Origin of the sequence: Paenibacillus sp. 1001270B_150601_E10 (assembly GCF_015558675.1) — a bacterium.
Classification (GTDB): Bacteria; Bacillota; Bacilli; order Paenibacillales; family Paenibacillaceae; genus Paenibacillus_B.
Window position 1 is genome coordinate 171,334 of record NZ_JADMOL010000001.1, and the last position, 17,163, is coordinate 188,496.

Below are 17,163 nucleotides of genomic sequence, written 5' to 3' on the forward strand. Positions count from 1 at the left end.
AACGCTTATGCTTCGAGCCATGCTGCCTGTTCTTTTTAAATGGATTGATCCATGGAAGGGTGTTACGTCTGCTGGGATGCTCTCTTATTCAGCGCTTCTAGGCGGGCTGCAATGACATCTGAGCGATCCCGTTCCCGATGTCGATGAATGATCGCATCATCCACATCAGAAGACCGATCATGCCAATTTTTCCCCATAGCCTGTGCTTTCTCCTCGCATGCAAAGATTAATTGACGATCTACAATCGGGAGCTCAAACTGAAGTTCGGCGGCTTCCAGGTTCTTCGTGTGTGTTTGCATCTTGCTCATAATATGCTCATGACGCGTATGAACGAACGAATGCAGCTTCATTTTATCTACACCAATTCTAGGCCACTCCAGCGAGGGTATCGTCTTAAGAAGACGCTCATACATCGCCTGAGCCCCTTTGGCATTTCCTCTTCTTTCATGGTAAAGCCCAACTGCCAAACGGATTAGCGCAAGCCACAGCAGTTTCAATTCAGGATCTGTCTCCTCTTTCCACGCTTCCTCCATGATTTCATGACATTCAAACCAATCCCGGGTAAGATGAAGTTCGATTAAATAATGAATATACGCTTCAGAATACACGCAACAACCCCCAAGATTTGCAGATTTGAGCACAAGAAAATAATGTCTATGATTATTGTAACAACTCTAAAACTTTTTTGAAACCAATCTGAACCCTATCTCGTAGAAAAGTAGGAAAATCTTTTTTTCTTCATAAGGAGGAAGCACATGCGTAAATTAATGACAGCATTTCTGGCTGTTGCGTTACTTTTCACGTCAGTAGCCGTAGTATCACCTGATGTGGCTGATGCAAGACGAGGGGGATTCAGCTCTGGAACGAAGAAGTTCAACTCGACGCCGAAGAAGAGCACCACGAACCAAACGAATACCAAAAGCCAAGACAACGTGAAGCAGTCTAACTCCACTGGCAAATCTACATCCACAGCAACGCGCTCTGGCGGTGGATTTATGAAGGGCATGATGCTTGGTGGACTTGCTGGTCTCATGTTCGGCGGCCTGTTCGGCAGCATGGGGATGTTTGGTGAGATTCTCGGACTTCTAGTCAATGTGTTTGCTATCGTTGTGCTCGTTATGCTCGTTTCCATGCTTGTGCGCAAATGGCGTGATCGCAAGAAGCCAGCAGCAAATGACGGCAGGTGGAATAACTAATGCTGACGATTTCAATGGATGAGCTCGTCAATGCAATCTGTCTGAACATGGCGATGCGCAAGCAAGTTCAACCCCAAGACGTAGAGGTTGAGCTGCTGTGGGACGAAGAACTTGGTTTCTCTTCAAAAGTAACCATTCATGGACGCGATCAATATTTGGTTGAGGCGAACATGCTTGAAGCCGTTGAGCAATATGTGAATCAAGAATATGGGCACCGCGTCTTCCGTTCTGACATTCAGCTACATGTTGAGGATGAGATGTGGGCAACGGTGCAGCTGCACCAGTAAGCCAACCTACAAATAAATATTCGTCATGTTGATATTTTCATTTTTTCATAGAGACTTCTTCTCGAAGAACCTTTCTTCGGGAGCAGTCTTTTTTACATTTCCTAATACGGTTATCCCTCTTGGTATCAGCCTTTCCATAGTTGAAATTTAAATGATTATCAACCTTGGCCAACCGCTTAAAAGCTTAAATTTCTTTAAGGAAACCCTTCATTCCTCAATTTCTTCTCTTTTTTCTCAAAAAAACTGCCGAATGTAACAACTTTGTTGCCAGTTTTTAAGATTCATTTAATGTTCAGGTACTATGATAGATTCATAAAGTTAGTTCACCTTATAGGAGGTAGTAATCATGAAAATGGTATATATCGAATTCCAAGATCGTCAAATTCCTGTATATTGCACAAACGTGTCCCACAAAAATACATTCACTTTACTTAAGGAAGCATTAAACAACAAATGGAATTCAGGCAAACGGGCTATTAAGACTTGTCTTGACACTCTCATCAGTATTGAGATCATTGGGTCGGAAGCGATCCTCCACTCTAAGCGCGAGTATGACTCATTAGCACTCTCGCTGTACTAAATCGATAGCAAGTGAACAGGGCGTAAACTGCACTTCCACCGTGGATGATTTGGCAGTCAATAGTTGAAGATATGGAACCTAAGCGATACTACTCATCTGGAGTAGTGTCGCTTTTTTGTTCTACTCCCTCTTCTTCGAGGTTATCTGTAACAATTGCTTGACACGATACAATTTGTATCATAATCTATCAGTAGGGGTAGATTTCTAGAATGACTGAACTATATCGAAAGGAAGTTAAATCATGTCTTTAGGTAAACGATTGCGTCAACTGAGACGACAACGTAAATGGTCTCAGGAGCAAGTTGCCCGGCAGATTGGCGTTACTAGGTCCGCTTACAGTCATTACGAAATTAACAGTAGACAGCCCGTTTACGATACAATTTGTAAACTATCCGTGTTATTCGAGGTGTCTATTGACTATCTAATCAATCCGGATATTGAAGATGTCGAGCCTGCGAAGACCAAGATTCTCTTACAGCTGTGGCAAGCAATGGATGAAGCTGACAAGGAGCACACCTTGAATATGATGGCTCACGTTGTTAAACAATCGGTATCTGAGTAATTTAGGTCATTAACATCTTTTCAGACGGCCTCTGTCATGCTCCTTCATTCATCCGTGTGTTGATGCCATCCACATTTTAACTCATACATTGTCAACATCTGTCAATATTCGTTATAATAAAGGGCATGCGGAGGTGAAGACAAGACATGCAAGAATTGAACATCGTCGTTGTAGATAATGAGATCGAAACCACTTCCATTCTCTCATTATACCTAACGCGAGAAGGCTATCAGGTATTTACAGCTGACAGTGGAATTACTGCCCTTCAGCTCATTCATGATATTAGGCCTGATCTTATCATATTGGATATCCTATTGCGAGATCTGGATGGACTTGAAGTATGTAAGGAAGTGCGAAAGACCTCTAATGTGCCGATTATGTTTCTTAGTTCCAAAAATAAGGACGAAGATATTATCCACGGTCTAACGATAGGTGCGGATGACTATATGACCAAGCCCTTTAGTCCAAGCCAATTGGTTGCACGGGTAAAAGCTCATCTTCGAAGACAGCAGCAGCATCCGCATCTGAATCACCATCTCTTATCCTACCCTGGCTTGGAAATTGATCGCCGCAGCTATACCGTTAAGGTTGACGGTTCGATCATTTCCCTTTCCTGCAAAGAATTCGACCTGCTGTGCCACCTGGCCGAATCCCCTAATAAAGTGTTCAAACTCGAGCATTTATATCAATTGATATGGAACTCGGACAGCTTCGGCGATACACGCACACTAATGGTTCATATCAGCAATCTACGGAAAAAGATCGAAAAAGACCCAGCGAATCCCCGGTATATCCTTACGGTTCGAGGCGTAGGATATAAATTTTCTTATTAGCTCTTACGGTACGAATGGTAGCATCCCAATGCCCTTTACCAAAGAATAGCTTCGCAACCTGATTTGTAGTACAATAACGGTTAGTGACTTTTCTAGGTAAGGAAGGATGCAAATCGTATGTATATCACTCAAGATTGGAAAGATTACGAGGTTATTGATACAGGCAACGGTGAGAAGCTGGAGCGTTGGGGAGACGTTGTATTGCGCAGACCTGACCCACAGATCATCTGGCCAATTGAAAATGAATCTAAGCAGTGGTTTCAAGTACATGGGCATTACCACCGCAGTCGCTCTGGCGGAGGCGAATGGGAGATGAAAAAGCCGATCCCTGAGCGCTGGACGATCAGTTATCGGGATCTCAAATTTTATATTCGCCCTACAAACTTCAAGCATACCGGCTTGTTCCCTGAGCAAGCAGTAAATTGGGCCTGGATGATGGATAAGATCTCTTCAGCCAAGCGGCCAATCAAAGTACTTAATTTGTTTGCCTACACAGGCGGTGCAACAACAGCTTGCGCATATGCTGGCGCCGAGGTTGTGCACGTCGATGCTGCAAAAGGCATGGTGCAATGGGCGAAGGAGAACGTTCAGCTGTCTGGTTTAGCCGATCGTCCTGTACGCTTTATTACGGACGATGTATTCAAGTTTGTACAGCGTGAACAGCGGCGCGGCAACAAATATGACGCGATTATTATGGATCCGCCTTCATACGGAAGAGGTCCAGGCGGAGAAACGTGGAAGCTCGAGCAGAGCTTGTATCCGTTCATTGAGTCCTGCATGAGCATCATGTCAGACAATCCCCTCTTCATGCTCATTAACTCCTATACAACCGGTTTGTCGCCGTCTGTATTAGAGAATATGTACCGCATGACGATGAAGAAGAAATACGGCGGCCACATCCATTGTGGCGAGATCGGCTTACCGATCACAACATCTGGCCTTGTGCTGCCTTGCGGAATTCTGGGTCGCTGGGAGGCGTAACAGCGATGACTCAACCTTCGGAGAGCATCATTCCGATTCTATATGAAGACAATCATGTGCTTGTGGTAGAGAAGCCTGTTAACATCTTGTCTCAAGCTGATTCAACCCAAGATGAAGACATGCTTACGCTCCTGAAAGCCGATTTAAAGATAAGATACAATAAGCCAGGCAATGTCTACCTTGGTCTTGTTCACCGCCTGGATCGCCCTGTAGGAGGCGCTATGGTCTTTGCAAAGACCTCTAAGGCGGCTTCACGCTTGTCCGATACGGTTCGCAAGCACGAATTGGGAAAGGAATACGCTGCTGTCGTGCATGGGAAGCCTTCGTCTCGCCAAGGAACACTCATTCATTCGTTATTGAAGAATGAACGGACGAATATGGTGAAAGTTGTTCCTAACGGTACACCTGGAAGCAAGGTGGCCAAGCTTGATTATAACGTAATCGGAACGCTTGATCAGCTTTCCTTAGTCCGGATCACGCTTCACACTGGGCGTCCGCACCAGATACGGGTTCAAATGAACGAGATAGGCTGTCCGCTGTACGGCGATCAGAAATATGGGGCTTCCGTGAATCGAGCTGGACAGCAGATTGCCCTCTGGTCCATTAAGCTAGCCTTTCCACATCCTACTTCAAAAGAATGCATGTCGTTCTGCTCTGCCCCACCTGATGAGTTTCCATGGAATCAGTGGCCAGCAGCTGAATGGCTGTAGCATTTTATAACGCATATAAGGTCGAGATAAGGGATCTCCTTCTTCTCGACCTTTTTAACGTGTATGGATATATTTCATCTTACACTGTTCTGACTTCATGATGTCTTCATGAAATAATAGGTTCAACGAACGGACAATCAGCTGTATATTCATAGATCGATTCATCAATCAAACTTCATCGAACACATATTTCTCCTGTTTCCTTAAACATCGGAGAGGCTGTCTCCACAGTACAGTTTGTCATTCGTTTGCGGCCTCTTCCAAATGAAAGGGCTATCACATTTCTGTATAACTGGACTAGGAATGAGAGCTTATCGTTTCTGCTGTGGATTCACGATTTGCAGAGCTAGAAGTAGTTGCGGTTAGTTTATTCAGAAGAAGTAACAGAAGCTGTTGATTATGTATGGATATTCGATCTAGCAGTGTGTTCCAGTAATTCTCGCGAATAGAGACTCCGCGGTGCATTTCCTGCTCGCCAAAAGCGGTCAAGCTTACCCATACGATGCGGCGGTCGGCTTGATCCCTCTCTCTCATAATTAATGCATTCTTCTCCATTCGATCCAAAAGAGTCGTTACCGCAGCTGGTGTCGTGGCTAGATGAGGCAGCAGATCTGACGGCTTGACTCGTCCATACTCTGCGACATGCTCCAGAACAATCAATTGGCTTTCGGTCAGACTTGGCGCAAGAGCTTCGTCCATTACACTCTTGTATTCCTTCGTAAGTTTGGACCATTGCTTCGAAAAATCATTCGCGTACATTGTCATCCTCCCTACTGCATATCCCAAATCTCCAAAAACAACTAAATTATACCACACTTATGTAGGAATGGTCATCCTTCGTGTCATCTTTCACTTGACAGATTCTGTAACTGTCAGCGTCGTCACCTAATTTCCCTTTATCACATACGATGCTGTATAGGCACCTGTACAGGGTGTAGATATCAAGGGAGGTAGGGTTCAAATGGAGGCTTGGAAACGCAATCTGTATCAGCAGGCGGTCACCTCTGGATTATTAAAAGACCCACAATGGTTAGATCGTCTTAACGAACCTGCTCCATTGTGGGTCATCTTAGAAATTGCGCTTAAGCTTCAGGATTACATTGATCCGCCTAATCGCCCTTATGATTAATGTTTTTTAGGATGTGACTGGCTTTGTTACGGCAAATGCCTCGATAATCTCTTCGCCTTTTTCCATATCGACAGCTGATTTACCGATGGATTTCCGATCCATCAGGGAAGCATGCTCGGTAATAAGATGATGAACATCATTCTGGCTTGTTATCATCGTAATCGTGTAAGCTTCCTTTGAATAGAACGCGCCGACCAGCTTCGAGCCGTTCGGCTTCACGCGCTTGCCTTCCTTGAATTCAAAGGTTGGCAGTCCTTTGCCGCCTCTTCCTTGAGTTGGGTAATCCAAAAGCAGGGAACGTTTGCTCCAGCCGATATCGGAAATGACGGTAATCTCTCCTTCATCTCCTGCAACGAGCATTGCAGAAATGATCTCGTCCTCATCCTTCAGCTGAATGCCGCGTACGCCGCCTGCGGCTCTACCCATCGGATTAATCTCAGCTTCTTGGAAGCGAATCGCCATCGCCTCTTTCGTGACAAGAAGCAGCTCCTGCGTGCCTGTAGACGGAAGAACAGTCAACAGTTCGTCGCCATCTGCGACTTTGCATGCAACGACTGCTGAAGATCGATTTGTTTCATATTCCTTAAGCAGCGTCCGTTTAACTTGTCCACGGCGAGTAATAAAGAGAAGGGATTCATTCTCTTGGTCAAAGCTCTTCACTGGCAGAATGGATACAACCCGATCCTCCTTGGCAAGCCCGATGACGTTGACAATCGCGGTCCCGTTATCCTTCCACTTGAATTCAGGAATCTGGTGTACGGGCAGCAGGAAGTACTGTCCGCGCTGAGTAAAGATCAACAGTCTATCCAGCGTATTAACCTCATAGATCAAGCTGATATGGTCGCCTTCCTTTACACCGGAAGCGTCCCAATCACCTCCAGAGCGTGTAAAGCTCATCTGGCTGGCACGCTTGACATAGCCGTCGTGAGAGAACGTTACGATGACGTCCTCTGCGTTAACCAATACTTCCAGGTTGACCTTGATTTCCTCAACCTCACCTTGAACCTCGGAACGACGATCGATACCATAACGATCCCGAATGTCAGCCAGCTCTTTTTTGATGACATTAAGAAGCTTACGCTCGCTATCAAGAATCGCTTGATACTCCGCTACTTTCTTCTGAATGTCGTTGAGCTCTTTTACAAGAGCTGTTAGCTCGAGATTCGTTAAACGATACAGCTGCAAGCTAAGAATCGCATCTGCTTGACGCTCTGTGAACCCGAACTGATTCACCAAGTTAACTTGGGCATCCTGACGGTTCTTCGATGCTTTGATCGTTACGATCACTTCATCTAGCACATCCAGGGCCTTCACGAGGCCTTCCAGAACATGCGAACGATCTGAAGCTTTATTGAGATCATAGCGAGTTCTTGATGTTACGATCTCACGCTGATGATCGATATAAGCCTTCAACATAGGCATAAGCCCCAATTGGCTTGGTGCTTTGTTAACGATCGCAACCATGTTAAAGTTATACGTCACTTGAAGATCGGTCTTCTTAAGCAAGTAGTTCAGAATGCCTTGAGCGTCTGCGTCCTTCTTCAGCTCAACAACGATACGAAGTCCATCACGGCCGCTCTCGTCGCGAACTTCAGCAATACCGTCCACTTTTTTCTCAAGTCGAACATTATCCATCGCCGTAACTAGACGAGATTTAACGACCTGATACGGGATCTCAGTCACGACGATTTGCTGCTTGCCTCCACGAAGATCTTCAATCTCCGTCTTAGAACGCAAATAGATGCGTCCCTTGCCTGTGCGATACGCCTCCTGGATGCCGCTCTCACCCATGATAATGCCGCCTGTCGGGAAGTCAGGGCCTTGAATGATCTGCATGATCTCATCCAGCTCGATGCTTGGCTTATCGATATAAGCAATACAAGCATTGATGACTTCACGAAGATTATGCGGTGGAATCTCAGTCGCAAACCCCGATGAAATCCCGCTGACGCCGTTTACAAGCAAATTCGGGAATCGAGATGGAAGTACGCTAGGCTCTTCCTCTGTATTATCGAAATTCGGACGGAACTGCACGGTATCCTTATCGATGTCTCGCAGCAGTTCCATCGCGATTGAGGATAAGCGAGCTTCCGTATAACGCATCGCTGCCGCTGGGTCATCGTCAATGGAACCCCAGTTGCCGTGGCCATCTACGAGCACATGGCCCATCTTCCACGGCTGTGCCATTCTGACCATCCCGTCGTAAATGGAAGAGTCGCCATGGGGATGATAGTTACCCATGACATCCCCGACGGTTTTCGCTGATTTGCGATAAGGCTTGTCCGGTGTGTTGTTCGATTCATACATGGCGTACAGAATACGACGCTGTACCGGCTTCAAGCCATCACGTACGTCCGGAATTGCGCGATCCTGAATAATATATTTGGAATATCGGCCAAACCGATCCCCTACCACATCCTCCAAGAACGCGGGTTTAAATTGTTCCGATACACTCATCTTCTCTCACCCTTCTATTCTTCGAACTCTGTGAAGTCTACATTTTCAACGATCCAGCGCTTCCGCGGCTCAACCTTATCCCCCATCAGCGTGGATACTCTGCGCTCAGCCTTTGCGGCATCTTCAATCTGCACTTGCAGCAAAGTTCTAGATTCCGGATCCATGGTCGTTTCCCACAGCTGATCTGGATTCATCTCACCAAGCCCTTTGTAGCGCTGAAGTTCGATCTGATTGTTGAACTGCTTCATATAGCTGTTCAACTCTTCCTCTGTCCAGGCGTAGCGAACCGTTGTATGCTTGCCCTTCTTGTTCGTAATCTTAAAGAGCGGTGGCTGTGCGATATATACTCGGCCTGCGTCGATCAATGGCTTCATATAACGATAGAAGAAAGTAAGCAGCAGCACTTGAATATGAGCTCCGTCCGTATCGGCATCGGTCATGATAATGATCTTGGCGTAATTGCTGTCTTCAATATCAAAATCAGCTCCAACACCAGCCCCGATCGCATGTATAATCGTGCGATACTCATCATTTTTCAAAATATCAGCAAGCTTCGCCTTCTCAGGATTCAATGGCTTGCCCTTAAGCGGGAGAATCGCCTGTGTCTTCGAGTCGCGTCCCTGCTTAGCAGATCCGCCTGCAGAGTCGCCCTCAACGATAAATAGCTCGTTACGGGTGTAATCCTTTGATTGTGCCGGTGTCAGCTTGCCGTTCAAGTTCGAGCTCTCGCTGCGCTTCTTGCCGGATCGCACCTCTTCCCGAGCTTTGCGAGCGGCTTCTCTTGCTCTCGATGCTTGAATTGCCTTTTTTACAAGCTGCTGCGCAACCTGCGGATTCTCCTCTAGGAAGATGCTCATTTGCTCAGACACAACAGCGTCTACCGCGCCGCGTGCCGAAGCACTTCCCAGCTGGTCCTTCGTTTGGCCGACGAACTCAACTTCCGCCATTTTGATGTTGACAACCGCCATCATGCCTTCGCGAAGGTCGTTGCCGTCCAGGTTCTTATCCTTTTCCTTTAAAAGGGCGTTTTTCCGTGCATACTCATTCATGACGCGAGTATACGCTGTTTTGAATCCGGTTTCGTGCGTACCGCCGCCTCGTGTCGGAATAGAGTTTACGAAGGACGCAATCGTCTCGGTGTACCCGTCATTGTATTGAAGCGCAATCTCGACCTCAATTTCATCCTTTTCCGCAGCAAAGTGAATAACATCGTGAAGCACGCTTTTATCCTCATTCAGATAGCGAACAAATTCACTTGCACCGCCTGCATAAAGGAATGTTTCGGCTTTACCCGTACGCTCGTCCTTCAAATTCACCTGAAGTCCTGAGTTCAAGAAAGCAATCTCTTGAAGACGCTCATAGAGCGAGTCAAAGTTCACGTTGATATTGCCATGGAACACTTTCTTATCCGGCTTAAAAGTAATCTTGGAACCCGTGCGATTCGTATTGCCAGTGATGGTCAATCCTGTGACCGCTTCACCGACATGCTCCTTGCCATCTGGGTCCGTCCAAGACTCGAAGCGCTGCTTGTGAATCTTGCCATCACGGAAGATCTCTACCTCAAGCCACTCCGATAAGGCGTTCGTTACAGATGCACCTACACCGTGCAAACCACCAGATTTTTTATAGCCCGCACCGCCAAATTTACCTCCGGCATGAAGCATTGTGAATACGACCTGTGGTGTTGGAATACCTGTTTTATGTAATCCGGTTGGAATACCGCGACCATTATCCCGCACCGTTATCGATAGGTCCGCATGTATCGTTACATCAATGACTGAGCAAAACTTTGCCAGATGCTCGTCCACTGCATTGTCTACGATCTCCCATATGAGATGATGAAGTCCCGAGGAGCTTGTACTACCAATATACATCCCCGGTCTCTTACGAACCGCGACAAGCCCTTCGAGCACTTGAATGTCGTCAGCACCATATTCCGAGCCCTGCTGAACTGCTGTTCCATTCTCATTCGGCTGCTGACCGAACAAATTGATCTGTTCGACCATTCGTGCTCCTCCTCAACTATTCAATGTATTCTATATAAGGTGAACGAACGTCGATGTCGTCCTGTTCATGTTATATAGTTCTATAAATCCGTCAGCAAAAGAAAATCTGCCGCACAAGGACATCTTCGGCTCTTGAATAGCCATTTCGGTCGTCCAGATGCAAACAGATGTTTCGCATTCTTGTCTATTTTAATTCAACATGTCCTGTTTCGTAAAGACGCGGAATGCAATCAAAAGTGCTGCAGCACCCCACACCGTTAATACGATTAAGGAAAATCCAAGCGTCATTCCTTCAACAGGGGCCGGAGTTCCCGCCAAATAGCTGGTCAAATTCAAGTTGATCATAAACAAATATTTGGCAGATGGCCATGAAGATGCCATATTGTACAAAATAGAGCCTGCTATCAAAACGGCCATTAGCGTTACAATACTCGCTGCAGTGCTTCTAACCAGGACGGATACCATAAATCCAAGCGCCGCCACAACGAGACTGGAAAACCAAATTAAGCCGCACTGCATCAATAGATATAACCAGGAAGGCAGCATATGAACCGTTTCCACATCTACATTGGAGCCGGATAAATTAAAGCCAGAGAACAATGGGAAGGTCCATCCTCCATAGCCAAATACCGCTCCCGAAATCAAATAAGACAAGATGGCTGTTGCAAATACGATGATACCCGTAAACAGCATCAGTACGAGCCATTTGCTCATTAAGATCTTCCATCTTCTAACGGGCCTAGTCAGCAGCATCTTGATCGTTCCGGTAGACCGCTCCGAAGATACAATATCACTTGCAATCGCCATGATCAAGAGCGGAATAAACAGCGTTACGGCATTATCCATAAATGTTCGTGTAAAAGTGACGCCGTTAGGCTCGTTAGGATTCACATCATGATCCAAATAATATTCCAGCTGTTGAATCATAATCCTTCTCATGGTTTTCCATTCTTCAGGAATACGATCGCTGCCAAGCGTATTTTGATAATCGGTAATCTGCTGCGTAATCTCCCGCCGCCAGTCCTGATCAAACTTCTCACGGCTGTTTTGTGCAATCTTCATCTGGGCGTAAGTAAATACGGGAATCAGCACAATCAGAATGAGCAAAATGACATAAAATCGCTTCTTTTTAAGTACCTTTAACGTTTCATTTTGTATAAGTGCCAGCATGCTAAGCAATTCCTCCTCCTTCCGTCATTTCAAGGAAGAGCTGCTCCAAGGTCGGTACGACGCGCTGTATGCCTTCTATGCCAATACCTGCATCTGCCAGCTTGCGGTTAATGCCGGCAATCTCATCGGTGTCCATCTCTGTAATAATATAGTCGTCAGGCAAACCGAGCAGTGCCGTTTCATCAAGCAAACCTTCCGTCTGAAGCACAATTCGCACGCCTTCTTGGTCATTCAAGATTGCAAGTGCTTTATCGGGTTGATTTGTCATCCAGACGACGTATTGATTGCGTCCTATCAACAGATTAGAAACGTCATCAACAGCCAGCACCTTGCCATTATTGATGATGGCGACCCGGTCGCACATTAATTGGATCTCACTTAGCAGGTGGCTTGAGACGAATACTGCCAACCCTTCATTCGCCAGTGTGCGAATAAAGCTGCGCAGCTCCTTAATCCCTAACGGATCAAGCCCGTTCGTAGGCTCGTCCAGGATAAGCAGCTTAGGTCTCACAAGCAGCGCCTGAGCAATGCCCAGTCTTTGACGCATGCCTAAGGAATAGTTTTTGACCTTGTCATGGATGCGATTGGACATTCCGACGATATTCACGACCTCGTGGATTCTAGCCTCTTCAATGCCGGGCACCATTCGTGCAAATTGTTCTAAATTCTCCCAGCCGGTCAAAAAGCTGTACATCTCCGGATTCTCAACAATCGCCCCAACATACCGTAGGCCTTGTTCTGGGTCGCGATTCACATCATACCCGCAAACCGTTATTTTTCCTGAAGTCGGCTTAATCAAATCAACCAGCATTCGGATGGTCGTCGTCTTACCTGCTCCATTCGGTCCAAGGAAGCCAAAGATCTCGCCTTCCTTTACATCAAAGCTGACATCATGAATAATCCATTTGCGTCCAATTTTCTTTTTCAACTGTTGAACGGACAATACGACATCGCGCTTCATATCGTTTGAGGATAGTTCCATCTTGATTCTCCTTTCCGAGAAGCTTCATTTTCATAATCCTAAGGTAAACGAGAATGATTACTAGGGAAGACTTTGCACGATTCTCGTCGCTATCGCATCATAGCCAAGACCGTTCGGGTGAAAATGATCTGCTGCGATGTACTTGCCAATATTGCGTTCAAACAGATCCTGAGTCGGGATCAACATCATATTGGAATCTTTATTGATAATCTCCTGAGCTGCATGATTCCAGCGTTCCACGACCTGATTGCCGACAGTTTTCATTTCTGTTAGATTGGAAAATGGATTATACAGTCCAACCATCACAATAAGAGCCTCTTTGTTCCATGCTCGAATCTCTTTTAAGGCGCTTTGCATCGAGCTAATACTTTCATCGGCTTTTTTGTTCAAATATTCAATATTTAATGTCGCAGAACTTAATTGTTCAGACTGAGCCCCTTGAAACAGGTCGTTTCCTCCGATCGTAAGCAGGATCAGATTGGCTTGCTTTAAGCTATACCCGATGTGCTCTTCCTTCAAACGTTCCGCCAGCTGGTCTGCACGAAGGCCATTTATCGCAAGATTGTTTACAAGCGTAACCGAATGCGCCTGCTCTTTACTCAGCTTCTCCATCGTTCTGCGCACATAACCTTTACCGGTATCATCGCCTGTCCCTTTGGTCAGCGAGTCGCCAAGAGCCACTATACGGTATTCCTCGGGATTCGCATTCTCTGGAACCTCAGGCGTTGCCAATTGCGGTTTTTCCGTGAAAGGAACGGATCCAGGACTCATGATGTTGGTTACCCCAAGTCCGAACCCGGCGAGAAATAGAACGGAACATATTATTCCAATATAAACAATGACGGACCAGAGCGTATTTTTACGCTTCATACCTTTCCCCCTATCATGTTCTCTACGGTGCCATTCTCTCACCATGACCTTGCTATTACAATACCCATTTCAGTATCAGAATGCAAATAATCTAATCGGATAATCCTGACAAATACGATGCTTCAACTGTCCCCTTACGAGGCTTGTCGTCAACACGACCAATAAAACAAATTCAACCTGTTCATGTGATTAGTCAGATAAATCTAAATGTTATGGACCCGTTTTCGAAATAAAAACAGCCATGTCCCTCTATAAAGGACATGACTGTCTTATTGAATTACATATATTTGTACTGTGCTTCAACGAGACCGTTGTACGTACCGCGCTTCGTCATAAGCTGCTCATGGTTGCCTTCTTCAACAATCCGGCCATGATCCAGCACGATGATGTTGTCACAGTTGCGAATCGTTGAAAGACGGTGTGCAATGATAAAGGACGTTCTTCCCTTAAGAAGCGTCTTGAGCGCTTCTTGAATCTTAAGCTCCGTCTCTGTATCGATACTTGCCGTCGCTTCATCCAAGATCAGAATTCTTGGATCAGCAAGGAGTGCCCGTGCAAAGGAGAGAAGCTGACGCTGTCCCATAGACAACACGTTACCGCGCTCCTGAACTTCGGTATCGTAACCATTCTCCATGTTCTCGATAAAGTCATGAGCATGAACGGCTTTTGCTGCTCGTTCCACCTCTTCATCTGTCGCATCCAAGCGGCCAAAGCGAATGTTGTCTCGGATCGTTCCAGAGAAAATGAACGTATCCTGCATAACGATTCCGATCTGGGAGCGCAAGCTGTCAAGCTGTACATTGCGAATATCAAATCCGTCCACTAGCACTCGGCCAGATGTCGGATCATAGAAGCGGCAGAGCAGGTTAATAATCGTACTCTTACCAGAGCCCGTATGTCCTACAAGCGCCACGGATTGACCCGCTTCCGCATGAAGGGATATGCCTTTCAACGCTGGGCGGCCCGGCTCGTATTCGAATACCACATCCTCGATCTTCACATCCCCCTTGATGGAAGGCATCAGCATCGCACCACGATTCTCGCTTACGGATGGCTTCTCATCCATAAATTCAAAGATACGCTCTGAGGATGCCATCGCAATGAGCATCTGAGAATACATTTGACCGAGACGGTTGATCGGCTCCCAGAAGTTCCCCACGTACTGTGCGAAGGCGAACAGAATACCTACTGTAATCGCACTTGTTTGAACAAGATTGGTACCATATACGAATAGGATAAAGGCACCGACTGCACTTGTAATCTCAATGATCGGTCCGAATGTTTGGTTAAGTGCCGAAGCACGGTTCCAAGACTTCAGGTTGACCGTATTCATGTAATCAAAGAATGTCATGTTTTCTTTCTCTTGCGTGTAGGCTTGTGTTACACGCATCCCTTGAATCGCTTCATTCAAGTGAGAATTAATTCTCGATTGCTTGATCCGCACATCCTGCCAAGCCATGCGAATCATTTTCCGAAGCTTCGTCGAGATCAAGAACATGATCGGTACTGTGATCATGACTGCGATAGCAAGCTTCATGTTCAAGAACAAGAGAATGATGATAATCCCTAGAAGCTGCAAGCAGTCGACCAAGACGTTGATCGCACCGTTTGTAAACAGATCCTGCAGCGAGTTGATATCATTCGTTACCCGCACAAGCACGGAACCAGCAGGGCGCTTGTCATAGAAACCAAAGGACAGCGATTGCAAATGCTTGAACAAATCGGCTCGCAAATCATAAATGATGCGCTGTCCAATCATGTTCATGTATTTGATCCGGTACGTGTTCGTTGCCCATTGGATGACATACAAGACAAACGCCGTACCTGTAATGATGAGGAGCATCTTCATCGATGGATCTGCACCCTGCGGTGCGATCGCATGGTCAATCGCATAACTGATCAGGAATGGAATCGCCAGTTTAGTGAGCGTTCCAAGAATCATTAAGACGATAAGAATCGGAAGAAGCTGCTTTTTATATGGCTTCATATAAGTCAGCAACCGGCGCATTTGTGCCCAGTTGAACGGCTTTTCGATAATTTCATCATCTTGGTATACGAATCGATTGCGCTTGTCGTATTGAATAGACCCTTGTGGAGGCGTCGAGTTCGAACGCTGTTGACCGTCGCCCGTCATGCTAGCCTGACTCATACTTTCACCTCATTTCGTCGCTTTTCAGACTCCCCCTGAATGTAGTCTGCATATTGAATATGATAGACATCCTGGTACGTGCCAGGCACATGAATAAGTTCATCGTGTGTACCACGCTGCAGGACATGGCCTTTGTCTAGAACAAGAATCTCGTCTGCTTGACGCAAGGAAGAAATTCGATGCGCGATAATAAATACAGTGCGTCCCCGCATTACTTCCTTAAAGCCTTCTTGTATCTCGTGTTCTGTTTCCATGTCTACTGCGCTTGTTGCATCATCTAGAATGAGAATCTTCGGATCATTCAAGAGCGCTCGAGCGATGGCAATCCGCTGCTTCTGGCCACCAGAAAGTCCAAGTCCTCGTTCTCCAACAATGGTGTCATAGCCAAGCGGTAGCTCCAAAATAAAGTCATGCGCTTTTGCAAGTTTCGCCACTCTGACGATATCCTCTTCGGTTACATCGTGACGTCCATATGCAATATTGTTGCGAATGGTAGAGGAGAATAGGAACGTCTCCTGAAATACAGTTGCAATCTGGCGACGCAGGCTAGTGGTATCGATATCACGAACATCTATTCCATCGAGCTTAACCTGCCCTTCTTGGACATCGTAAGCTCTCATCAACAGTTGAATGATCGTGGACTTACCTGCTCCTGTTCCGCCTAATAGGCCGATGACTTTACCTGGCTCAGCATTAATGTTAATGTCATGAACCGCATGAAGCTCTCCTTCATAACCAAAGGATACGTGCTCGAACTGTACATGTCCTTTCACTTGATCATCCTTCAGCTGAACAGCATTCGGCTTGCTCACAATATCCTCTTCGGAGTTCAAGAGCTCAAGCACCCGTTCACCGGATGATTTGGCTTGCGTATAGTTGTTAATGTGGAAGCCTAGACCCCACATCGGACCGATAATGTACCAGATCATACTGAAGAAAGCAACGAGCTCACCGAGTGTAAGCTTCTCCTGAATTACAAATGCACCGCCGGCACCAAGCAAGATGACGACGCTCACGCTTGCTAGGACTTCCATAACCGGGAAGTAGTTGCCCCATAGATTCGCAATATGAATTTGATTATCTTTATACGCATTATTGCGGTCTACGAACTTCTCCACTTCATAAGGCTCGCGCGCAAACGACTTGACCGTACGAACCCCCGTAATATTTTCTTGTACTGCCGTGTTCAATGAACTAAAGGTTTTACGCATTTCACGAAATGCCGGGTGAATCTTGTTTTCGAAGCGAATC

General features: G+C 46.2%; 17 protein-coding genes. 8 read left to right on the forward strand and 9 right to left on the reverse strand.

Features of this window, described 5'->3' with window-relative positions; all coding sequences use genetic code 11:
- Positions 1 to 62: 62 nt before the first annotated feature.
- Positions 63 to 608: a DUF309 domain-containing protein gene (locus I2H74_RS00845; RefSeq protein WP_195570818.1), complete on the reverse strand. Its 546-nt coding sequence runs from the start codon at positions 606 to 608 to the stop codon at positions 63 to 65.
- A 147-nt stretch (positions 609 to 755) separates the two neighbouring features.
- Here I2H74_RS00845 and I2H74_RS00850 point away from each other — a divergent pair, with 147 nt between their 5' ends.
- The 7 genes from I2H74_RS00850 to I2H74_RS00880 all read left to right on the forward strand — a co-directional run bounded on the left by I2H74_RS00850 (position 756) and on the right by I2H74_RS00880 (position 5,149).
- Positions 756 to 1,196, forward strand: a complete 441-nt coding sequence (locus I2H74_RS00850) for a hypothetical protein (RefSeq protein WP_195570819.1) — start codon at positions 756 to 758, stop codon at positions 1,194 to 1,196.
- Positions 1,196 to 1,483 (forward strand): DUF2653 family protein, encoded by a 288-nt coding sequence (locus I2H74_RS00855; protein WP_195570821.1) that lies wholly within the window; start codon positions 1,196 to 1,198, stop codon positions 1,481 to 1,483. The genes I2H74_RS00850 and I2H74_RS00855 overlap by 1 nt, the downstream gene beginning before the upstream one ends.
- A gap of 346 nt (positions 1,484 to 1,829) precedes the next feature.
- Complete coding sequence (locus tag I2H74_RS00860; RefSeq protein ID WP_195570823.1) at positions 1,830 to 2,063, forward strand: 3-dehydroquinate dehydratase; 234 nt, start codon at positions 1,830 to 1,832, stop codon at positions 2,061 to 2,063.
- 241 nt (positions 2,064 to 2,304) lie between these two features.
- Positions 2,305 to 2,625 (forward strand): helix-turn-helix transcriptional regulator, encoded by a 321-nt coding sequence (locus I2H74_RS00865; protein ID WP_195570825.1) that lies wholly within the window; start codon positions 2,305 to 2,307, stop codon positions 2,623 to 2,625.
- Between the two features lie 146 nt (positions 2,626 to 2,771).
- Positions 2,772 to 3,458, forward strand: a complete 687-nt coding sequence (locus I2H74_RS00870; RefSeq protein ID WP_195570827.1) for a response regulator transcription factor — start codon at positions 2,772 to 2,774, stop codon at positions 3,456 to 3,458.
- A gap of 117 nt (positions 3,459 to 3,575) precedes the next feature.
- Positions 3,576 to 4,439, forward strand: a complete 864-nt coding sequence (locus I2H74_RS00875; protein WP_195570829.1) for a class I SAM-dependent methyltransferase — start codon at positions 3,576 to 3,578, stop codon at positions 4,437 to 4,439.
- A gap of 5 nt (positions 4,440 to 4,444) precedes the next feature.
- The gene (locus I2H74_RS00880) at positions 4,445 to 5,149 is read left to right on the forward strand and encodes an RluA family pseudouridine synthase (protein ID WP_195570831.1); all 705 of its coding nucleotides are present in this window, start codon (positions 4,445 to 4,447) and stop codon (positions 5,147 to 5,149) included.
- Positions 5,150 to 5,446: 297 nt separating this feature from the next.
- On the opposite strand, the gene I2H74_RS00885 is transcribed toward I2H74_RS00880, so the two are convergent.
- A complete protein-coding gene (locus I2H74_RS00885; protein WP_195570833.1) occupies positions 5,447 to 5,908 on the reverse strand; it encodes a MarR family winged helix-turn-helix transcriptional regulator in 462 nt (153 codons plus the stop codon).
- A 202-nt stretch (positions 5,909 to 6,110) separates the two neighbouring features.
- Between I2H74_RS00885 and I2H74_RS00890 the strand changes: the two genes are divergently transcribed.
- The gene (locus tag I2H74_RS00890; protein ID WP_195570835.1) at positions 6,111 to 6,278 is read left to right on the forward strand and encodes a hypothetical protein; all 168 of its coding nucleotides are present in this window, start codon (positions 6,111 to 6,113) and stop codon (positions 6,276 to 6,278) included.
- A gap of 6 nt (positions 6,279 to 6,284) precedes the next feature.
- On the opposite strand, the gene gyrA is transcribed toward I2H74_RS00890, so the two are convergent.
- The 7 genes from gyrA to I2H74_RS00925 all read right to left on the reverse strand — a co-directional run.
- A complete protein-coding gene (gene gyrA / locus I2H74_RS00895) occupies positions 6,285 to 8,735 on the reverse strand; it encodes a DNA gyrase subunit A (protein ID WP_195570837.1) in 2,451 nt (816 codons plus the stop codon).
- 14 nt (positions 8,736 to 8,749) lie between these two features.
- Positions 8,750 to 10,741, reverse strand: coding sequence for a DNA topoisomerase IV subunit B (gene parE / locus I2H74_RS00900; RefSeq protein WP_195570839.1), 1,992 nt, complete (start codon positions 10,739 to 10,741; stop codon positions 8,750 to 8,752).
- A gap of 189 nt (positions 10,742 to 10,930) precedes the next feature.
- Complete coding sequence (locus tag I2H74_RS00905; RefSeq protein WP_195570841.1) at positions 10,931 to 11,920, reverse strand: ABC transporter permease; 990 nt, start codon at positions 11,918 to 11,920, stop codon at positions 10,931 to 10,933.
- Positions 11,913 to 12,893: an ABC transporter ATP-binding protein gene (locus tag I2H74_RS00910; RefSeq protein WP_229106267.1), complete on the reverse strand. Its 981-nt coding sequence runs from the start codon at positions 12,891 to 12,893 to the stop codon at positions 11,913 to 11,915. The genes I2H74_RS00905 and I2H74_RS00910 overlap by 8 nt, the downstream gene beginning before the upstream one ends.
- A 60-nt stretch (positions 12,894 to 12,953) precedes the next feature.
- Positions 12,954 to 13,763: a GDSL-type esterase/lipase family protein gene (locus I2H74_RS00915; RefSeq protein ID WP_195570843.1), complete on the reverse strand. Its 810-nt coding sequence runs from the start codon at positions 13,761 to 13,763 to the stop codon at positions 12,954 to 12,956.
- 277 nt (positions 13,764 to 14,040) lie between these two features.
- Positions 14,041 to 15,897, reverse strand: a complete 1,857-nt coding sequence (locus tag I2H74_RS00920) for an ABC transporter ATP-binding protein (RefSeq protein ID WP_195572077.1) — start codon at positions 15,895 to 15,897, stop codon at positions 14,041 to 14,043.
- An 11-nt stretch (positions 15,898 to 15,908) separates the two neighbouring features.
- A partial coding sequence (locus I2H74_RS00925; RefSeq protein WP_229106268.1) for an ABC transporter ATP-binding protein occupies positions 15,909 to 17,163 on the reverse strand: 1,255 nt, incomplete at its 5' end.

Excerpts from the sequence above, each read along its gene's own strand:
- I2H74_RS00850 (WP_195570819.1), top strand. The coding sequence starts at position 756 with ATGCGTAAATTAATGACAGCATTTCTGGCTGTTGCGTTACTTTTCACG.
- I2H74_RS00855 (WP_195570821.1), top strand. The coding sequence starts at position 1,196 with ATGCTGACGATTTCAATGGATGAGCTCGTCAATGCAATCTGTCTGAAC.
- I2H74_RS00860 (WP_195570823.1), top strand. The coding sequence starts at position 1,830 with ATGAAAATGGTATATATCGAATTCCAAGATCGTCAAATTCCTGTATAT.
- I2H74_RS00865 (WP_195570825.1), top strand. The coding sequence starts at position 2,305 with ATGTCTTTAGGTAAACGATTGCGTCAACTGAGACGACAACGTAAATGG.
- I2H74_RS00870 (WP_195570827.1), top strand. The coding sequence starts at position 2,772 with ATGCAAGAATTGAACATCGTCGTTGTAGATAATGAGATCGAAACCACT.
- I2H74_RS00875 (WP_195570829.1), top strand. The coding sequence starts at position 3,576 with ATGTATATCACTCAAGATTGGAAAGATTACGAGGTTATTGATACAGGC.
- I2H74_RS00880 (WP_195570831.1), top strand. The coding sequence starts at position 4,445 with ATGACTCAACCTTCGGAGAGCATCATTCCGATTCTATATGAAGACAAT.
- I2H74_RS00885 (WP_195570833.1), bottom strand. The coding sequence starts at position 5,908 with ATGTACGCGAATGATTTTTCGAAGCAATGGTCCAAACTTACGAAGGAA.
- I2H74_RS00890 (WP_195570835.1), top strand. The coding sequence starts at position 6,111 with ATGGAGGCTTGGAAACGCAATCTGTATCAGCAGGCGGTCACCTCTGGA.
- gyrA (WP_195570837.1), bottom strand. The coding sequence starts at position 8,735 with ATGAGTGTATCGGAACAATTTAAACCCGCGTTCTTGGAGGATGTGGTA.
- parE (WP_195570839.1), bottom strand. The coding sequence starts at position 10,741 with ATGGTCGAACAGATCAATTTGTTCGGTCAGCAGCCGAATGAGAATGGA.
- I2H74_RS00910 (WP_229106267.1), bottom strand. The coding sequence starts at position 12,893 with ATGGAACTATCCTCAAACGATATGAAGCGCGATGTCGTATTGTCCGTT.
- I2H74_RS00915 (WP_195570843.1), bottom strand. The coding sequence starts at position 13,763 with ATGAAGCGTAAAAATACGCTCTGGTCCGTCATTGTTTATATTGGAATA.
- I2H74_RS00920 (WP_195572077.1), bottom strand. The coding sequence starts at position 15,897 with ATGACGGGCGACGGTCAACAGCGTTCGAACTCGACGCCTCCACAAGGG.